Raw genomic sequence first — 17,500 nt, 5'->3', positions numbered from 1 at the left:
GAGCGCTGTTCCGCCGTATTCCCGGGTGTTCGGCCAGTGCGTCACTGGGGGCGGGGGTGGGGCGACCTGTGGTGCAGCCGATATCGGCTGCACCACTGGTCCCCACAGCCGAACGGCACGTTCTTCGGGTATCGGCCGAGAGTGTCTGGCCGTACGACCGTAGAACCGAAGGCGCGATGCCGGGCCCTGGCCAGCTTCTAAGGCCAAGATCAATCTCATCGATACTGACTGCGCGACTGGTCCCGACGGCCGGGGACATCGGAAATGGTTCGACCGAACCATTTCCGGGACCTCCGTTCGAAATGCGTCAGCGCGTCCACGAAGTGGTTCGGCCGAACCACTGGCCTCCGCACCGCGTGCGGCTGCGTCGCCAGTTGCCGTCAAGACGGCTGGCAACAGGGAGGCCCGGCGGGCGGTCACCCAACGTGCCTGACGAACCCTCGGATACTTGTGAGGCAAGTACGAGAACGGCTACTTGCCTCACGTGCCTGACGCTCTCCGGGAGCCCCAGATAATTGACGCCGCCCGCGCTCACCGCAGCGACGGCCACGCTGAACTGCCCCGACCTGCACAGGCGACGGAGCAAGACCGTCGTTTGCGGCTGGTGACACGGTTCTTACCGGCACCCCGAAGAGCGGGGTGCGCCGCGGTGTTAGCTCGTACGCGCTGCACGCCTACGGCGAGTTGCAGCCGATCGCCTGGGCCGGGATGAGCGCCCAGGCGTGCCGTGGGGCGGGTGATGTGGAGGAGGTGTGTGTGGCGGATGACATGTGATCCCTCGTATAAGCAGTGCGTGTTAGCCGGCCCGCGGCCGTGATCGAATGCGTACGGGGGAGGCGCGGTGGGCTTCGACGGCTACCAGATCAAGGCAGGTATGACCGGCCAAGCCCGGCAACTCGACGATGCCGGCACGGACATGGACGGCGTCAGCTCGGCCGTCAAGTCCCGCACGACCTACTCGTACGACGATGCCGGCGGCAATGACGCCGCGTCGGCGCTGAACGCGTTCGTCAAGGCATGGGAGGCCGAGGCCAAGACACTGGCGTCGGCGTTGCACGAACTCGGTGGCAAGGTGCAGTTGGCCAAGAAGACCTACCATGGCACCGACGGCTTGGTGAAGAAGCGCGTGGACAGCGTCCCCGTCGGCGGCACGAGCGGTCTCACCGACACATCGACGCAGGGCGGGCGCACCTCGGTCCTGTCGGGCTACTGAGGGACGGGCCGGTGTCGTTCTTCTCCTCTCCCTTCGACTCCCCTTCCTTCCGCCTCGCGTGGCTTGCCGGGCTGTCCAAGAAGATGCTCGGTGCCGGGAGCAAGAACGAGCTCCTCGACCTGATCGACGACGCCCTCTCGGTGCCCGCACCGGGTGGGAACCAAGGCGTTCTGGAGGGCCTGGCCACCCTCTACCGCGGCCAGGTCGACCACGTCTTCGACCAGGTCGACCGGGTGGGCCGCAAGGGTCTTCCGGAGGTGTGGGTCGGCGACACGGGCGTCCTCGCCTCCGACGCGGTGAACGCCGCCGGGCGTGCCGCGACCCAGATGAGCGAGGCGTTCCAGGGATGCGCGACGGTGCTGCTGACGCTGGCCGACGCGATCGGCGCCGCGCAGCGCAACGACGAGCGGGGCCGTGGACAACTGCTGGAGCAGAAGAAGATGCTCGGCGGCAAGGACGGTTTTTTCGACGACCTGCACGAGAACGACGAGGAGGAGTGGGACCGTAAGAACGCCGCCCACTTCGGCTCCTACGCGGTCGACCTGATGCACGACGCCGTCTCCGAGGCGCAGGAGGCCACCCGCGTCGCGGCCCGGGACCTGAACAAGTGGGCCGCCGAGGCACGGGCCGGGAAGATGGAGACCAGCGAACTCACCGCCGTCGACAAGCTGATGCTCGCCGACACCGGCGTCGCGGGCGCCGACACCGAGCTGAACGAGATCCTCACCGCCGGCGACCTGGCGCGCGCGTCGACGCGTATGGACCTGCTGAGCCTCGACGACGAGACGGCCATGGAGCGGATGCTGGCGAAGTCGGACACCCCACAGGAGCGGGCCTACCTGATGAAGGCCCTGGCCGCCGGCCACAGCGTCGACGAGATCGGCACATTCCAGAACAAGATCCACGGCAAGGACCCCGACTGGCTGCGCCGGCATCTCACTCCGGTGGTCACCGCCGCGGACAGCATGAACGACGAGGGCCTGGCGCCGGACGGCTCGAACAACAACAAGGACTACGTCACGTTCGACGGCCAGCGGTGGATCCAGGGCGGCGACGGCTCCGAGGGCACCTGCGTGGCCTCGTCCACCGTCACGTCCCGCGCCATGGTTGACCCCCTGTACGCGCTCGACCTCACCGGCGGCCCCGACGGGCAGCAGGACGACTCCGACGCCTTCAAGCAGCGACTGGTGGCCGAACAGCACCGGCTGCACACCGAAGGTGACGGCGGCGAGAACTGGGGCGGCATGGGCTCCGAGGGGCAGGAACGGATCAACGACGCCGCCGTCGGCAGTGCCACCGGCAGTGACTACGAGCGCCAGGACCTGGACAGCGCCGCCGACCGCAGGGCGGTCCTCACCGAAGTCGAGAAGTCGAGAAGTCGAGAAGTCGGTGACGCAGGGGCGGCCGGTGCCGGTCGACGTCTCGGGCAAGGAGGGCGCCCACGCGATGACCATCATCGCCCAGGAGGGTGACATGCTTCAGGTGTACAACCCCTGGGGCTCGACCACCTGGGTCAGCGAGGACGACTTCATCAACGGCCACATGGGCAAGGCTTCCAACAGTGATCTCCCCAACGCGTACAGCGTCTATCTTCCGCGGTAGCACGGGCGGTGCCGCGATCGCGGCGGCCGCGCTCCTCGCTCTCGCCACGGGCTGCGGCTCGGGCACCGACGAACCGGCCGGCGGCTCCACGAGCCGCCCGACGAGCCACCCGGTGAAGGACACCAGCATCACCGCCGAGCCGGGCGAGCGCTTCACGCTCACCGCCGACCAGAACGCCTCCACCCGCGAGTACTGGTACCTGGTCGACCCCGAGCCCGACAGCTCGGTGCTCGTCAGCCGCGGCCAGGACTACGCGTCGGACTCCGGCGACGAGCCGGTGGCCGGTGCCGGCGGCCGGCTCACCTTCACCTTCGAGGCCAAGGGCAAGGGGACCACCCGGTTCACGCTGCTGCACTGCACCTTCACCACGTGCCAGGGCAACAACTCCACGCTGCCCCCCGGGACGACCGGACCCTCCGCCACCCCGACCACGGGCGCGGGGTCCCCCTCCCAGGCTCCCGAGCGCATCACCTACACCGTCACCGTCAACTGAGCCCCAGCGGACCAGTCGGACGAGACGAGACACCAGAGGTCCCGCCATGAACGACGACGCCCCGTACCTGCCGGACCGCACGGACGACGAGCTGGCCCGGCTCGACATCACCGTCCTCCTGCGTTACGGCCTCACCGCCGAGCCCGGCACCCGGCGCACCGCCCTGTTCGGCGACGGCGCCGCGGCCGCAGCCGTCATCCTCGACCGCCTCGGCACCGAGCCGCGCTCGGTCGCCTTCCTCGCCGACACCGTGCGCGCCGGCGGGCTCGCCCACGCCGCGGAGCTGCCCGAGCCCCTGCCCCGCCGAGAGGCGGCCGTCGTGATACGGGAGTGGCTGCGAGCCGGCACCGAACTCATGGGCGGGATAGCCGCCGACGACACCGCGGCCACCTGGCTGCGCGCCGTCGCGACCATTGTCGAACTGAAGCAGCTGACCCGGGCGCGGGGCCGGAGTACGTGATCCGAGCTGCGTCATGAGCCGTCGGGTGGGTGCCGGTCAAGGACCATGTCATCAGGTCCCAGGCGGCGATGGCGCTGTCGCTGCCACCGGTGAGGAGCACCAGCCGACCGTGCAGGCGGGCAACGGCGAGGGCCTCGATGCTTCCTGTGTGTCCGGCGACCGCCCTGCCCATGGCCTGCCCCCGGGCCACGTCCCACACTCGGACCGTCCAGTCGGCACCGGCCGTGACCGCCACGGGACGCCGGCCGAGGCGGTTGAGCAGCAGTGCCGTGATTCCCAGTCGGCCACCGGCGAGGCGGCGAACCACACGGCCCGTGGTGGTTTCCCTGGCCCACACCTCGTCGCCCGTCGCGCTCACCCACACGCGGCGACCGCCGACGACACCGGCCGCCACGGCACCGGGATGCCGTTCGCGGGCGGGCTGAAAACCGGGGGTGTCCACGTCCCACACCCGTACGGTGCCGTCGGCGCTGCCACCGACCAACAGGCGCGTCGACGCGGACGACACAGAACTCGTTGAGCGGCTGTGCGGCAGCGCCGGCGTCGGACTGCACTACCGCGACTGGCCGTACAAGCGCGAGGCCGAGAAGGCGTTCCGGGCCCGTGAGACCGACGTCCTGGTCGCGACCTCCACCGTGGCAGCCGGGGTGAACCTCCCCGCCCGCGCCGTCGGCGTGCGCGACGGCCGCCTTGGCCAGAACCGGATCGAGGTGTCCATGGTGCAGCAGATGTTCGGCCGCGCCGGACGGGTCGGCGCGGGGGAGCGGGAGGGCTGGGCCTATCTGCTGGCGGACGAGACGGAGGGCCCCGTGTGGCAGGCTCGGCTGACCGTCGGCTACACCGTGCGTTCGCGTATCGGTGACCGGCTGCCCGACCACCTGCTGGCCGAACTGGTGCAGGGACGCGTGACCTCGCTGGAGGACGCCGAGGACTGGTGGACCGACACATTCGCCTTTCATCAGGGGCACGACAGTGTCGAGCCGCTCCATGACGCCGTGGACTATCTGGAGGAGGCCGGCTTCCTGCGCCAGCATGCCGGACCCGGGGCGACACTTTCCTGGAACCGACCGAACTGGGTACGCTGACCAGCCGCTTCATGGTGGACGCCGTCCTGGCGCACGAGCTGTCCGAAGCGGTACGCAACCTGCCCGTACCGGAGGACCCCGACCACGCCGAACAGGCACTGACGAGGCTGCTGGCCACCCGGCTGCCGGAACTGGCGGAGGCCGCGTTCAGCGACCGCGCCCGTGCCACCCTGCGCAGGGTGCTGCGCCACCAGGGCCGGACGGAGCAGCCGGAGATCGATCAGGAACCACCGGACAAGGACGAGGGACTGCTGCCGGGAGACCTGGCCCACGCGGTGCTGCTGCTGGTCGCCACCAGCCCCCAGACGTTCGCCGCGCGCGCCGGGTACGTGCTCGGCATCCCGGCCGAGAGCCTGAGCTGGCGACGTGACGGGGATCTCCCCGTGGTTCCCGCACGCCGTTCCGTAGGTTGACGGTACACAGCCCTTGACCCGCGGAAGCAGACAGGGAGCAGAACACCCATGGAGCCCTGTGCAGGCCCGCGAAGCTGAGGCAGCGTAAGAGGGGGAGTTCAGGGAGGTCCCGCTGCCCCGCTCGGTGCGGGAGGCGATCGAGGGGTACGAGGGGACGCACGGCACCACGAAGGAGGGCGTCTGCTGGGTGGGTCCAGCGGGTTCTTGGCGGAGCCGATGGAACGCCGGCGCGTGGATGGGCTCTTCGAGGTCCGGCCGGCGTGCTGAGGCCGTATGCAGGCCACTCGGCATGGCGAGGGCATCCGTAGGGGTACGGGCTGCGCGGAAGTGCCGCTGGAGTACCAGGCGGCCCGCCGCTCGCTTGCGGCTCAATGGCTCCGCACATGGGTGTTGGATGGCTGCGGGCCGGTTCCCGGGCCGGCCGTCCAGGTTCGTGAGCCCTTGAGGACTGCCGCAACTGTGCTCAGAAGTATCATCAACTACCGCACGTGCGATGGCGACTTCGTGGCCGCCCTGCTCGACCTCCAGCTGTCGGCGGTGAGATCCTCGGCCGGCTCCGGGAGTGCACCATCGTCCTGGCCCTGGTCGGTCAACAATGGCTCGATGCATGCACCGCCGATGGCCGCGCCAAATCGAACTCGAATCCGACTGGGTCAGAAGGAAGTTGGTCGAGGCGCAGAGAATCGGCAGTACCGTCGTGCCCGTTCTGCTCGACCACGCCGGGCGCCTCGACCCCGATTCCCTGCCCGCAGAGAGGCCGACGCCCGTGATGCCCGAAGCCTTTGTGGAGTTCCCGTGTGGTCCATGTGAGGTGCGTAAGCGCAGGTCAGGTCATTGTGGTCCAGAGGCGTCGACGCTGTTGGTGATACGCGTGTGAGAGGTCACGAACCCCCGTCGGCTCGTGCCGACGGGGTAGTGCGGCACGGGAGCAGCCCTGGGCTCCCTGTACGTCACCCGCGTTGCTCTGCCCTACTGGCCTGCGGCTATTTTGTGTGCAGGACAGGTACGCAGGCCCGTGGCGGCAGAGGTGCACGGGGGACGGGAGGTCGGGAAGAGTGTCGCTGCGCGGAGGTGATCCAGCCGAGATCGGCGGTTATCCGCTTGAGGCGCGGCTCGGCTCGGGTGGCATGGGCACGGTCTTTCTGGCCCGTACGAGCTCGGGGCGACCTGTCGCGATCAAACTGATCCACCAGCAGTTCGCGGGGGACGACGAGTTCCGTATCCGTTTCCGGCAGGAGGTGGCGGCGGCGAGGCGGGTGAGCGGCGCGTTCACCGCCGCCGTGGTCGACGCTGCCCCTGAGGCCGAGCAGCCGTGGATGGCGACGACCTATATCGAGGGGCACACGCTCGCCCAGCGCATCGCTACGAAAGGCCCGCTGAACGGAGCGGAGCTGAGGAGGCTCGCCATCGGGCTGGCGGAGGCGCTGCGCGACATCCACCGGGTGGGGGTCGTCCACCGTGACCTGAAGCCCTCGAACGTCGTGCTCTCGCCCGAGGGCCCGCGCGTCATCGACTTCGGCATTTCGCGCGCCGTGGACCAGCAGACGCTGACGATGACAGGGCGGGTCATCGGTACGCCGCCCTTCATGTCGCCGGAGCAGTTGCAGGCGCCGCGTGGTGTGGGGCCGCGGTCCGATGTCTTCTCGCTGGGGACGCTGCTGGTGTACGCAGCGACGGGCCACGGGCCCTTCGACGCGGACAGCCCATACATGACGGCGTATCAGGTGGTGCACGAGGAGCCGTCGCTGGCTGCCGTGCCGGTGGCCTTGCGCGCGGTCGTCGAGTCGTGCCTGGCCAAGGAGCCCAACGGGCGCCCTTCGGCGGACGAACTCCTCGTGCTGCTGCGGGACCTGCCGGCCGACCTCGGCGGGACCGACGCGAACGGGGTTGGGGCGGGCTGCACCCGCGACATGATCACCCAGCATCACTTCGCGACGCGGGCCACCCCGGCGCCGACTGCCCCGACCACCGCCCCGGCCGGTCCCGATACAGGTAGCACTGGCACCCCCATCGGCCGCCGTCTGCGTCGCCGATGGCGTCCCGTGCTCGCGGCCGCGGTCGGGGTGGCAGCGATCGGCGGGGGAGTCGCCGCGCTGAAGGCGGGCGGCTTCGAGGGGAACAGCGGCGGCAACAAGGGCAACAGCGTTGCGGCGCCGGGTGCCGCACTTCCGGACGGCTTCGGGCCGTGGCGCAAGACTGTGCAGGGCGGTCGCGAGGACATCCCCGACGAGCTGCGCTGCGTCGCGCGCGGCGACGCGCTGTTCTGCGGGGGCGGCGGTGTTGTCGCGACCCGTATCAGGGCCTTGGACGGCTCGCGGGTGTGGACGGCGAAGAGTCCGGGCGTCCCCGTCCAGGGCATGCACCTGGTGGGCGCCACCGACGACACGGTGCTCGGTTACCGCTTCGCCGCCCAGGACGCCCCGCAGGCCCCTCCCAGTGAGGTGGTGGCCATCGACGCGAACAATGGCCGGGAGCTGTGGTCCGTGCCGTCCGGCGCCCAGTCGCAGGCCGTCACGGGTCGGACTCAGGACGCCCTTGTGGTCGGCTCCGCCGTTGTGACGGTCGACGCTTCCAACTCCCGCTTCGAGGCCCGGGACGCGCACAGCGGTCGGGTTACCTGGAAGACGTCGTTCCCCGCGGGCACACAGTGCGCTCCCGTCCCGGTGGGCCCGCAGCTCTTCGCGATGTGCGCGACGGATGCGGAGGTGGATGCCTCAGAGGTGCGCCACCCCACCCTGTACACGGTCGACCGCGCCTCGGGGACACTGGGCAGGCCCATCGCGGTTAACGGCCCCGCCGTGCCGATGGGCGTCGCCAACGGCAGGCTCGTACTCTTTCAGGGGCACATGGAGGGAACGGCGCCGGCCGGCTACGACGGGGTGGCGCGGGTCTACCCGGCCTCGCGGAAGGTCACGTACTCCCGGCTGGCCAAGACATACTCGGGGACGCCCGGCATGGCGGACGGCACCCTCTACGTGAGCAGGCAGACCGGTCTCGTCACGGCGCTCGACCCCGCGACCGGCCGGAAGAAGTGGTCCCGGCAGACGGGCGTGGAGGGCGCTTCGGGTCCCGTGGCGGGAGCCGACGCGCTGTATTTCAGCTCGGCCACCGGCCGCGTGGTCGCGCTGTCGCCGTACGATGGCAAACCCCTGTGGACAACAGATCCGCAGGCCGATGGTTTGACGGGCGAGCAGGGCGCAAGCCCGCGCGTGACCCTCGCGGGGCGTGCAGTGATCGTGGCCGCGGCCAAGAACACTCTCTTCGCCTTCGACGCGCAGAAGCCGCCGAAGTCGGGCTGACAGAGAGGGCGGCGGAACCGGCCGCCGGCCGCCTTCATGCCGTGCGGACACTTCAGCGGCTCACTCGGTCGCCTACGCAGCGAGGTCGCGTCTTGTGCGAGTGCGCCGCGCCCGTAGCGTTTCTGGTGCCAGCTAGATCAAATGAGACGGGACACCATGGCCGCTTGAGGATCACATACCGAGGGGCCCGGGTGCCAGCTTCCAGTGCTCATGGAGTCAGGGACGTTTGCCGTGGACCCGGACCCCTGGGGACGGCCATGGCGGATGTGGGACGAGATCGATCCGGGCGAGGCGGAGGCACGCGGCATCTACGCACCGGTCTACGCCCTGTCCGACAGCGCGCCCGGGGCGATTGTCATCGCGCCCGGTGATATCCGCGGAACCCGGCTGATCCCCGAGAAACGCGGCGATGCCTGCTGTGGCCTCGACGGGGCCGACGGGCCCAACATGGCCTGCGAAGCGTGCTACCTGCCCGTGGCGACCAGGATCGACGACTGCTCGCTCTGGCAGGCAGTGCGGCTCAGCTCAGCTTGAAATTTAAGGTCCTGACCTCGAACGATGCCCGAACTTGACCACTCGGATGGGGATTCGCCGGGCATGAAGGCGGCCTTCGTCTGATCCTTTGCTCCGTCACAGAGTTGAGGTTCACCGAAGGCCGTAGGGGTGAGTGTGCTGGATCAGGATGCCCGGCGAGACGCGTTCGGCTTCGCGTCACACTTTCGGGAGGACTTCTACGCATGTCTCACCCGCCGTGGTGACACGTTGTTCGAGCTCACCGACGCGATGCTGTGCGAGAACGGGCCGGTGACCTCACCGGTCGACCTGACGCTGGTGGCCGAGCACCGGCGCGGGCACGGTGCGTTGTACGACGCGCTGAACTGCGGCCGTATCGCCGTGGACGGCCTGCGACGGGCGCTGGCGGTGCTGCCGCAGCCCAAGGCCGCGGACAATCGGCTCGTCCTCGCCGTCGATGTGAGCAACTGGCTGCGTTCCGACGCCCCGACCAGCGCGGACCGCCTGTTCTGCCACGTCTACGGCCGAGGCGGCCGCACCAGCGATCAGATCGTGCCGGGCTGGCCGTACTCGTTCGTCGCAGCCCTGGAGACCGGCCGCACCTCGTGGTGCCAGCTGCTGGACGCCCTCCGCCTCGGCCCCGACGACGATGTCGCCGAGGTGACCGCCGCCCAGGTCCGCCGTGTCGTCACAGACCTGATCGACGGTGGGCAGTGGGAGGAGGGGGATCCCGAGATCCTGGTGGTCTTCGACGCCGGCTACGACGCCCCGCGTATGGCCTATCTCCTCGACGGCCTGCCGGTGGAGGTACTCGGGCGCATGCGCTCCGACCGTGTGATGCGCAGGCCCGTGCCCGCCACCTGGACCCAGCCCCGCCAGGGCGGACGCCCGCCCAAGCACGGCAGCGAGTTCCGCTTCGCCCGACCAGACACCTGGGGCGAGCCCGACGCGGCGACCGCGACCGTCACCGACCGCTACGGCACCGCACAGGCCATGGCATGGAACCGGCTCCACCCGAAGCTGACCACCCGCAACGCATGGATCGACCACGCCAACGAGCTCCCCGTCATCGAGGGCACGGTGATCCGCCTACAGGTCGACCACCTGCCCGGCGGCCAGGACCCGCTGCCCGTCTGGCTGTGGTCCTCCCGAACCGGCATGACCAGCGAAGACGTCGACCTGCGCTGGCAGGCGTTCCTCCGCCGCTTCGACCTGGAACACACCTTCCGCTTCGCCAAGCAGACGCTCGGCTGGACCCGCCCCAAGCTCCGCACTCCCCAGGCTGCCGACCGGTGGACGTGGATCGTGATCGCCGCTCACACTCAGCTCCGCCTCACCCGAGAGGCCGCAGCCGACCTCCGCCGGCCCTGGGAGAAACCAGTCGAACCCGCCAGGCTCACCCCGGCCCGCGTCCGCCGGGGGTTCCGTAACCTCCGCCCCCACCTGCACAATCCTGCCCGAGCACCGAAACTCTCAACACCCGGACCAGGCAGGCCACTTGGCTCGAAGAACCGACGACCCGCCACCCGCTACGACGTCGGGGAAACCACCAAACGACCCGAGAGCATCACCGAACGCGACCAAGACAAAGCTCGCAAAGTTTAAATTTCAAGCTGAGCTTGACGTTTATCCTCGCCTGTCACCCGACCTGCTGATCTGCGGTTCTTCCCGGGACAGCGGAGGCGGCCGTTCTCCACGCTTCGAGATGTCGAGTCACGAAGCACGAGAGAACGGCCGCTGTGTATGAGTCTCCCTCTCCCAGGGCCCGCAGGCGAGGCGTTGGATGTCTTGTCCCGCTTTCGGGTCGAGTTCTACGGGTGCCTTTACGCCCGGGCGGATGCGCTCTTCGAGCTCACGGACGCGGTGCTGTGCGCGGACGGGCCGGTGAAGACGCTGGTGGAGCTGTAGCTGGCCCTCGAGCACCGGCGTGGGCATGGTGCTCTGTACGCAGCGTTGGACCGGGGCTGGGCAGAGCCGGCGCGGTTGCGGCGCACGCTGGCCGGCCTGCCGCTGCCGAAGGCGGCCGACGGGCGGATCGTACTGGCTGCGGACGTGAGCAACTGGCTCCGCCCTGATGCTCCGACCAGCGACGACCGGCTGTTCTGCCGCGTCTACGGACGCGGTGCCCGCAGCAAGGACCAGTTCGTGCCGGGCTGGCCGTACTCCTTCGTCGCCGCCCTGGAAACGGGCCGCACCTCCTGGGTCGCGCTGCTGGACGCTGTGCGTCTGGGGCCCGCCGACGACGCGACCGCCATCACGGCAGCCCAACTCCGCAGCGTTGCAGAGCGGTTGATCCTCGCCGGGCAGTGGAAGCCGGGAGATCCGAAGATGCTGATCGTCATGGACTCCGGCTACGACGTCGCCTACCTCTCCCACGCGCTGGCGGACCTGCCGCTCGTGCTGCTCGGGCGTCTGCGTTCGGACCGTGTCATGCTCCGTGACCCGGGTCCGACCCGTTCCGGGCCCAGGGGCGGGCGTCCGCGCCGGCACGGCGGCGTTCTCGCCCTGGCCCGGCCCGAGACCTGGCACACCCCCGAGGTGACCACATCCACGGACACCACCCACTACGGCACCGCCGAGGCAACGGCCTGGGACCGCATGCACCCCCGGCTCACCCACCGCGGCCCCTGGCTGGAACACACGATGGAAGAACTGCCTGTCCTGCACGGCACGTTGCTCCGCCTGAAAGTCGAGCACCTGCCGGGCGACCGCGACCCGAAACCCCTGTGGCTGTGGTGCTCGGCCATCGGCGCCACCGGCACGGACGTCGACCGCTGGTGGCAGGCGTTCCTCCGCCGCTTCGACCTGGAGCACACCTTCCGGCTGATGAAGCAGACACTCGGCTGGACCCGCCCGAAGGTCCGCCACGCCGACACCGCTGATGTGTGGACCTGGCTGATCATCGCCGCCCACACCCAGCTCCGCCTCGCCCGCCCCCTCGCCGAGGACCTCCGCCGCCCCTGGGAACGGCCCACGCCACCCCGACGCCTCACCCCCGCCCGGGTGCGGCGGGGGTTTCGCAACGTCCGCGCGACCACAGCCCGCCCGGCAGCCGCGCCAAAACCATCCCGCCCAGGCCCCGGACGACCGCCCGGCTCGAAGAACAAACACCGCGCCAAGCACCACGACGTCGGCAAAACCCTCAAACGCGCTGAGTCGATCAAGGAACACAAAGCGCAGCGAGATTAAACGTCAAGCTGAGACAAGGACTCCGAACAGGCGACGTCGAAATCGGCAAGATCTACCGCTGGAAATCGTGTTGCAGGGGTCAGCGACGATAGGGCCATGACTCGATGGATCCGGACGCATGACAGTGAGAGCGACACGTGGTCCTACTACGAGCTCGACGACGAGCAGTGGGCGAACCGGCAGGTGGATCTGCGAGGGACCGAGCGCGCCCCGATCACCGCAGCCAAGCTGGGTGAGGTCCTCCAGCGCAGAGAACGTGGCGACGCCGCTGCGATGGCCACCTACGAGCGAAAGTACGGGGTCCTTACGGAGGGCGCGCTCACCGGCTGGGAGAATGCCGACTGCGCTGCGGAGATCACCGAAGAGAGCTTCGAGCAGATCTGGACCACCGCGCGACCACGACTCGATTCGACTGGCTCGTCGACGGAGTATGAGGGGGCACCTTGATCTCGGCCTATCAGCGGCAGCTCCGCGAACGGTTCCTGGAAGTTCCGGTGGCAGCACCGCCGGCTCCATGGCGCCCGGTCCTGGATCGGCGAACCCCGGTCGGCGGCCTGCTCGGCATCGGCTTCGCAATGGCCCTCGGAACCGGGCACGACCTCGTCATGGTGGTCTCTTATGACGGTCACGGGCTCTTCGACGCCACCACCGGCGAGAAGATCGCCCGGAACCGTGATCCCGAGCCCGACACAAGCACCCCGGACGCTGTTCCAGACCTCTCCTGCCCAGGACTGGGCCCGATCGCCGGGACTCAAGTGCGGATCGCCGGACTCTTCGGAGGCGGGTTGCACACCACCACTGCCGACGGCTGGACGCTGGAAGTGATCAGTCCGGAGTGGCCCAACGACCGCGTCCTTCTTTCCGCAGACGGGGGCATGCCTCACAACGGACCGCACGGTGAACAGTGGTGGCACATCTTCAACTCCGACTACTCGACGCTCCGCGCGGCGGGCTTCTCCCCCTCTGGACGGACTCTCGCAGTCGCGACCAGCAGCGACCTCACGCTCTGGACCCGGCCGGGAGACGAAGCAGAACTCCGGACTGGGGAGCGCGAGTGACACGCGAAGACCTCGCCGCGATGCTCGGCGGCGACACGGATGCCCATGCCCTTGCCCGCACCGCCCTGGCCGAAGGAGGCCACTTCGACGTCTGGGAGGGCCTGGTCCCGGCGACTCAGCTTGCCAGTGTCTATGGGAGGCGGCTTCGGCACACTCGCAGGCGCGCTCAGGAGACGCTCGCTCTCAGTTCAGCAGTCGACATCCTTGAACGCCAGGGAGACGCTCTCATCCGGATCGGCCAGATCGGCACGACCGACCGGACATGGAACTTCATGCTGTTCTTCGATGCTACGGCGAGCACTCTGCTGGCATGCACAGGAGTCCGCCTCACCGAACCCGGGAAGCCCCAAAGCTCCCCCGGCTGAGGCCACCAGGCCACGGCGACAACCAGTCTGCCGCGCTGGCAGCTACCGCGTCGGGGCCCGCTCGGCCGTGGGCGAGGCCGTCCGGCAGCCCAGAAGCCAGGCATTTAGGACAGTGAAGTCCGCGTCGGTGAGGCCGCGGCAGGGATCAACACGGTGGAGCAGTGCTCGCCCGCCATGGCGCGAGGAGACCCAGGCCCGATCCGTGTCAGTGATCTCGTCATCGACCCAGACGAACGGACGCCCGGCCGCCCAGCGGAGGACCGTGCGAGTCTTCCAGTGAAGCCCCGCACGCTCGTCTCGCTCGTCCTCGTCGGACGGCTCTGGCCACACCACCACTGGAAGCTCGGGCAACCCGAGTCGTGGCGCGACGCTGTCGTTCGCGTCAGCCATCCACGACGTCGCCCAGACCAAGTCGCACGGGAGCGCCGCCAGTCTGGACCCTAGCCCAGGGTCGATGCGGGCCAGGAGCGGGTTCGAGCCAGGTCCCGACGACTCGTCGCCTGTCCGGAAGACCGGGTGTTCGCCCGACGGTTGGTGGGCTGCTGTCCCGAACGGGATGAGCGGTCCGTCAACGTCGAGGAAGAGATACGGGCGTTCCGCAGGGCCAGTCACGGCTGCACCATAGCTGGTAATTCGTGATATAGGCTCCGGCACTCGCACGATCAGCGACTTCCTCGGCGGTCAACGGTCAACGAAGAACTACGTCCACAACCTGGCCCGCTTCATCGTCCGCAGGCCGAGAGGGCTGATCGCAGCCGCCCTGCAATACGGACATGTAGATACAAAAGTAACGCTGAGTTATGCGGGCAACGAGGATCCCGCCTGGCTGCAGGACGTGGCAGTGGAGAAACTCGAACTGATCGTCGACCAGATCGAGGAGGACACCCGCCGCCTGGAGGCCGGAGAGCATGTCAGCGGGCCCTCCGCCCAGGAGTACCGGAACCGCGTCGCAGGCTCCGCGCCCTTCGCTGGCCGTGTCGTGACAGGCGTACGCAACGTCGAGCGGATCCTCGAACAAGCCGACCCCGCAATTCACCACGGACAGGGCATGACCTGTGTGTGGAGGGCCGCGACCGCTGCCTGCCGTAAGGCGAAACTCACTCTGGGCCTGCCCGGCGCCGATGCCCCGGACGAGGCCGAGTGCCGGTCGACGTGTGCGAACCTCGCGTACACAGACCGCGACATCGCGGAGCTGCAGCGAGAACTCGTCCTCCTGCAGGCAGACGCCGCGGACCCGCTGGCGCCCCAGCCGCGTCGGGACCGGGCCGCCGCCCAGGCCGCTCAGCACCTGACCATCATCGAGCGCCACCAAGAGTGCGCGACGGACGACAAAAGAGGCCTCGCATGACGAGTCGACGCGCACGGGACCGGGAAGCCGAGCGTGAAGAGCTGCGGAGTGCCGCGGACCGTCTTCTCGCCGGCACCCCACTGCGGTCGGAGTCAGGGAGGCTCACGGCCACCGAGCTGCTGCGCGAGTCTGGCCTGAGACGAGACGTCGCCTACGGCGACCACAGGGACCTCGTCGAGGAATTCCAGGCCCGGGCCAAGATGCAGAACACCACACCCGCCGCAATGCAGGAACTAGCCGACAAGTACAGCGAGATGAAAGAGCGGTTGGCCTCCGTCACGAACAAGCTCGCGAACGAGCAAGCCGTCAGCGGCGCGCTGCGGCGAATCGTCGCCGAGCTCGACCTGGAGCTCGCGCACACCCGGGAAGAACTCGAACAGTCCGGGAACATCACCCGTCTTCCCGCTGCACGTCGACGGGGACGGCCCGGATGAGGGCCTTCTCCAGGAGGCCGCAAGCGCAGCCTCCGAAGGACGTCGCCCGGCTCTCGCCGTTCGTGCGCCACCACGTCAACCTGCTCGGCCGCTACAACTTCACCGCCCAGGTCCCGGCCGCTGGCGCCCTGCGCCCGCTGCGCGACCCGGACGCCCCGCAGCTGGACGACGACGACGAGGACGGTGCGAAGTGATCCCGGATGGTGCCGCTCAGCAGCCGACAGTGATCGAAAACGGCCTGGTCACCCCGCACCTCACCAGGAGCCTCCTCGGCATCCCACCCCGACTGCGGTGGAAGCTCACCTGGGACCGCGGCCGGGAGATCGCCGAGCACCAGGCCATCACCATCGAGACCAGGATGCCGATCTACCTCTGCAAGCCGCGGAGCCCGTGGCAGCGCGGCACCAACGAGAACACCAACCGGCTGCTTCGGCAGTACCTCCCCAAGGGCGCCGACCTCCGCACGTTCAGCCAGGCCGATCTGGACGCCATCGCTCACGAGCTCAACCACCGCCCGCGCAAGACCCACGGCTACCGCACTCCGGCAGAGGTCTACGCTGACCTCCTGAACAGCGGTGATGCGCTGACCGCTTGAGCTCGCCATCGTTTGACGACAGGCAAGATGCCGCCTCGGCCCCTCCGCCTGGCCAGGGTCTGCTACGGCACGGCCCGGTCATGCCGTGCGCTGGCCGCGTGCTGTTCTTGACGTCTGGTGGCTCTGCTGGCGCTCAGCCTTCGGCGGGGTCGCTGATTGTGAAGGTGATGGGGGACCGGTTGTTTCTGCGGTTGGTGTCGTCGTCGCTGGCGACGGTGACGTGCCCCTCGCGTGTGGTTCCGGCGGGAACGGCGGCGTCGATGCGGACCGGGATGATGGCTGTGGCCGTCTCCAGAGAATTCAACCCGGCGGGGAACGTACAGGTGATGACGCGGTCTCCGCTCGGGGTGCAGTCGTCCGGGTAGCGCGGCCGGAGGAGCGTGAGTCCGTCAGGCACGCGCAAGGTGATCTGGAAGGGGGAGGCGGTGCGTTCCGGGCCGAGGTTGACGACGAAGGCGTGACTTTGAGCTGGGCTGTCCACTCGCGTTGGCGAGGCCGGCGCCTCTTCCGCTCCCTCGAACGAGGGGCCTGCGGCCGATCCGTCCCCGCTCGGCTCCTGTGGTTGCCTGCCCGTCATGGTGATGACACCCCGGCGCAGATCCCGGGCGGCGCGGTGAAACTCTCGGATTGTCGTACCCGACAGGTTCAATGGAACCGACGAGACGACCGACGGGAGCACCGCGCATGGAGCCAATCTTCTTCTCAAGTCCTGGGGAGTTCCGGGACTGGCTGGAGGAGCACCACGCGACTGCCTCCGAATGTCGGGTGGGCATGTGGAGGAAGGGAGCGGGTAAGCCCACGCTGAGCTGGTCGGAGGCGGTCGACCAGGCCCTGTGCTACGGCTGGATCGACGGCCGGCAGAGCCCGATTGACGACTTCTCCTGGACGATCCGGTTCACTCCGCGCAGGCCGCGCAGCAACTGGAGCCTGGTCAACCTCCGCAAGATCGAGGAGCTGACCGCGCAGGGGCTCATGCGGCCGGCCGGTACCGCGGTGTTCGAAGCCCGTGACCGGGATCGCGAGGAGAAGTCGGTCTTGGAGTTCGAGGCGGCGCAGCTGGCTCGCTTCCAAGCGGAACCGCGGGCGTGGGAGTGGTTCAGCGGGCAGGCGCCGTCCTACCGCAAGTCGGCCATCCACCATGTGATCAGTGCCAAGCTGGACGAGACTCGGGAGCGGCGGTTGGACCAGCTGATCGCCGACAGCCTGGAGGGGGTGCGGCTCAAGCCGTTCCGGCGACCTGGAACCTGAGGGCCCGCTGTAACAGGCCGAGCGCGATCGCGTAGCCCTCCAGCTCGGCCGTCCAGCGCGGGACCTGCCGCTCCGGGAACCCCTCGGGCTGGCCTTAGAGCCTGTCGGGTGGCCGGTTGATTACGCTGCGATGTAGTCCTCGACGGTGTTGGCTCGTGCGGTCTTGCGGTGGGATTCATGGCTCC

21 protein-coding genes and 2 pseudogenes are annotated in these 17,500 nt (G+C 69.0%); 20 read left to right on the top strand and 3 right to left on the bottom strand.

What is annotated here, in order from left to right:
- Positions 1-639 precede the first annotated feature (639 nt).
- The 6 genes from ACFVV1_RS34565 (at position 640) to ACFVV1_RS34540 (ending at position 3,768) form a co-directional block, all read left to right on the top strand.
- Entirely contained in the window at positions 640-774 is a 135-nt protein-coding gene (locus ACFVV1_RS34565; RefSeq protein WP_389997720.1) for a hypothetical protein, read from the top strand.
- Between the two features lie 67 nt (positions 775-841).
- Complete coding sequence (locus tag ACFVV1_RS34560) at positions 842-1,213, top strand: hypothetical protein (protein WP_389997717.1); 372 nt, start codon at positions 842-844, stop codon at positions 1,211-1,213.
- A gap of 11 nt (positions 1,214-1,224) precedes the next feature.
- Positions 1,225-2,685 carry a peptidoglycan-binding protein gene (locus ACFVV1_RS34555; protein WP_389997714.1) on the top strand — a complete coding sequence of 487 codons (1,461 nt, stop codon included), beginning with the start codon at positions 1,225-1,227 and terminating at the stop codon, positions 2,683-2,685.
- Positions 2,660-2,815, top strand: a complete 156-nt coding sequence (locus tag ACFVV1_RS34550) for a hypothetical protein (RefSeq protein ID WP_389997711.1) — start codon at positions 2,660-2,662, stop codon at positions 2,813-2,815. The genes ACFVV1_RS34555 and ACFVV1_RS34550 overlap by 26 nt, the downstream gene beginning before the upstream one ends.
- Complete coding sequence (locus tag ACFVV1_RS34545; protein ID WP_389997708.1) at positions 2,775-3,308, top strand: protease inhibitor I42 family protein; 534 nt, start codon at positions 2,775-2,777, stop codon at positions 3,306-3,308. The genes ACFVV1_RS34550 and ACFVV1_RS34545 overlap by 41 nt, the downstream gene beginning before the upstream one ends.
- 46 nt (positions 3,309-3,354) lie before the next feature.
- Positions 3,355-3,768, top strand: coding sequence for a hypothetical protein (locus tag ACFVV1_RS34540; protein WP_389997706.1), 414 nt, complete (start codon positions 3,355-3,357; stop codon positions 3,766-3,768).
- Here the strand turns inward: ACFVV1_RS34540 and ACFVV1_RS34535 are convergent.
- Positions 3,662-4,276 (bottom strand): hypothetical protein, encoded by a 615-nt coding sequence (locus tag ACFVV1_RS34535; RefSeq protein ID WP_389997703.1) that lies wholly within the window; start codon positions 4,274-4,276, stop codon positions 3,662-3,664. The genes ACFVV1_RS34540 and ACFVV1_RS34535 overlap by 107 nt on opposite strands.
- Here ACFVV1_RS34535 and ACFVV1_RS34530 point away from each other — a divergent pair.
- From ACFVV1_RS34530 to ACFVV1_RS34490, 9 genes and pseudogenes are all read left to right on the top strand, one after another.
- Positions 4,203-4,853 carry a helicase-related protein gene (locus ACFVV1_RS34530; protein ID WP_389997700.1) on the top strand — a complete coding sequence of 217 codons (651 nt, stop codon included), beginning with the start codon at positions 4,203-4,205 and terminating at the stop codon, positions 4,851-4,853. The two genes, ACFVV1_RS34535 and ACFVV1_RS34530, sit on opposite strands and share 74 nt — an antisense overlap.
- Before the next feature lie 11 nt (positions 4,854-4,864).
- Positions 4,865-5,266: a hypothetical protein gene (locus tag ACFVV1_RS34525; RefSeq protein WP_389997698.1), complete on the top strand. Its 402-nt coding sequence runs from the start codon at positions 4,865-4,867 to the stop codon at positions 5,264-5,266.
- A gap of 1,055 nt (positions 5,267-6,321) precedes the next feature.
- Entirely contained in the window at positions 6,322-8,565 is a 2,244-nt protein-coding gene (locus ACFVV1_RS34520; RefSeq protein WP_389997695.1) for a serine/threonine-protein kinase, read from the top strand.
- Between the two features lie 183 nt (positions 8,566-8,748).
- A pseudogene (locus ACFVV1_RS34515) lies at positions 8,749-9,090 on the top strand (hypothetical protein); the annotation flags it as partial.
- Positions 9,091-9,234: 144 nt separating this feature from the next.
- Complete coding sequence (locus tag ACFVV1_RS34510) at positions 9,235-10,683, top strand: NF041680 family putative transposase (RefSeq protein WP_389997692.1); 1,449 nt, start codon at positions 9,235-9,237, stop codon at positions 10,681-10,683.
- A gap of 138 nt (positions 10,684-10,821) precedes the next feature.
- Positions 10,822-12,267 (top strand): annotated as a pseudogene (locus ACFVV1_RS34505) (NF041680 family putative transposase).
- A gap of 96 nt (positions 12,268-12,363) precedes the next feature.
- Positions 12,364-12,714 carry a hypothetical protein gene (locus ACFVV1_RS34500; protein ID WP_389997690.1) on the top strand — a complete coding sequence of 117 codons (351 nt, stop codon included), beginning with the start codon at positions 12,364-12,366 and terminating at the stop codon, positions 12,712-12,714.
- The gene (locus ACFVV1_RS34495) at positions 12,711-13,325 is read left to right on the top strand and encodes a hypothetical protein (RefSeq protein WP_389997687.1); all 615 of its coding nucleotides are present in this window, start codon (positions 12,711-12,713) and stop codon (positions 13,323-13,325) included. The genes ACFVV1_RS34500 and ACFVV1_RS34495 overlap by 4 nt, the downstream gene beginning before the upstream one ends.
- Positions 13,322-13,690: a hypothetical protein gene (locus tag ACFVV1_RS34490; RefSeq protein WP_389997685.1), complete on the top strand. Its 369-nt coding sequence runs from the start codon at positions 13,322-13,324 to the stop codon at positions 13,688-13,690. Before ACFVV1_RS34495 ends, ACFVV1_RS34490 begins: the two co-directional genes overlap by 4 nt.
- A gap of 42 nt (positions 13,691-13,732) precedes the next feature.
- Here the strand turns inward: ACFVV1_RS34490 and ACFVV1_RS34485 are convergent, their stop codons facing one another.
- Positions 13,733-14,302: an HAD domain-containing protein gene (locus ACFVV1_RS34485; RefSeq protein ID WP_389997682.1), complete on the bottom strand. Its 570-nt coding sequence runs from the start codon at positions 14,300-14,302 to the stop codon at positions 13,733-13,735.
- Positions 14,303-14,531: 229 nt separating this feature from the next.
- On the opposite strand from ACFVV1_RS34485, the gene ACFVV1_RS34480 reads away from it, so the two are divergent.
- Genes ACFVV1_RS34480 through ACFVV1_RS34465 form a run of 4 tightly spaced genes read left to right on the top strand, consistent with a single transcriptional unit; the run spans position 14,532 to position 16,067 of the window.
- Positions 14,532-15,038: a hypothetical protein gene (locus ACFVV1_RS34480; protein WP_389997679.1), complete on the top strand. Its 507-nt coding sequence runs from the start codon at positions 14,532-14,534 to the stop codon at positions 15,036-15,038.
- A complete protein-coding gene (locus ACFVV1_RS34475) occupies positions 15,035-15,472 on the top strand; it encodes a hypothetical protein (RefSeq protein ID WP_389997676.1) in 438 nt (145 codons plus the stop codon). The genes ACFVV1_RS34480 and ACFVV1_RS34475 overlap by 4 nt, the downstream gene beginning before the upstream one ends.
- Positions 15,469-15,666, top strand: a complete 198-nt coding sequence (locus ACFVV1_RS34470) for a hypothetical protein (protein WP_389997885.1) — start codon at positions 15,469-15,471, stop codon at positions 15,664-15,666. Before ACFVV1_RS34475 ends, ACFVV1_RS34470 begins: the two co-directional genes overlap by 4 nt.
- Positions 15,663-16,067 carry an IS30 family transposase gene (locus ACFVV1_RS34465; RefSeq protein WP_389997673.1) on the top strand — a complete coding sequence of 135 codons (405 nt, stop codon included), beginning with the start codon at positions 15,663-15,665 and terminating at the stop codon, positions 16,065-16,067. The genes ACFVV1_RS34470 and ACFVV1_RS34465 overlap by 4 nt, the downstream gene beginning before the upstream one ends.
- 133 nt (positions 16,068-16,200) lie before the next feature.
- On the opposite strand, the gene ACFVV1_RS34460 is transcribed toward ACFVV1_RS34465, so the two are convergent.
- A complete protein-coding gene (locus ACFVV1_RS34460; protein ID WP_389997670.1) occupies positions 16,201-16,464 on the bottom strand; it encodes a hypothetical protein in 264 nt (87 codons plus the stop codon).
- Positions 16,465-16,751: 287 nt separating this feature from the next.
- Here ACFVV1_RS34460 and ACFVV1_RS34455 point away from each other — a divergent pair, with 287 nt between their 5' ends.
- Positions 16,752-17,315: a YdeI family protein gene (locus ACFVV1_RS34455; RefSeq protein WP_389997667.1), complete on the top strand. Its 564-nt coding sequence runs from the start codon at positions 16,752-16,754 to the stop codon at positions 17,313-17,315.
- The last annotated feature ends 185 nt before the right edge of the window (positions 17,316-17,500 follow it).

The organism is Streptomyces sp. NPDC058092 (genome assembly GCF_042884935.1).
GTDB lineage: Bacteria > Actinomycetota > Actinomycetes > Streptomycetales > Streptomycetaceae > Streptomyces.
The sequence above is the reverse complement of the archived record's forward strand: the minus strand, read 5'-3'. Positions and strand labels throughout refer to the sequence as shown.

What these genes read in the sequence shown, in the direction of transcription:
- ACFVV1_RS34500 (WP_389997690.1), top strand. Translation starts at nt 12,364, where the DNA reads ATGACTCGATGGATCCGGACGCATGACAGTGAGAGCGACACGTGGTCC.
- ACFVV1_RS34550 (WP_389997711.1), top strand. Translation starts at nt 2,660, where the DNA reads ATGACCATCATCGCCCAGGAGGGTGACATGCTTCAGGTGTACAACCCC.
- ACFVV1_RS34540 (WP_389997706.1), top strand. Translation starts at nt 3,355, where the DNA reads ATGAACGACGACGCCCCGTACCTGCCGGACCGCACGGACGACGAGCTG.
- ACFVV1_RS34475 (WP_389997676.1), top strand. Translation starts at nt 15,035, where the DNA reads ATGACGAGTCGACGCGCACGGGACCGGGAAGCCGAGCGTGAAGAGCTG.
- ACFVV1_RS34455 (WP_389997667.1), top strand. Translation starts at nt 16,752, where the DNA reads ATGGAGCCAATCTTCTTCTCAAGTCCTGGGGAGTTCCGGGACTGGCTG.
- ACFVV1_RS34470 (WP_389997885.1), top strand. Translation starts at nt 15,469, where the DNA reads ATGAGGGCCTTCTCCAGGAGGCCGCAAGCGCAGCCTCCGAAGGACGTC.
- ACFVV1_RS34525 (WP_389997698.1), top strand. Translation starts at nt 4,865, where the DNA reads ATGGTGGACGCCGTCCTGGCGCACGAGCTGTCCGAAGCGGTACGCAAC.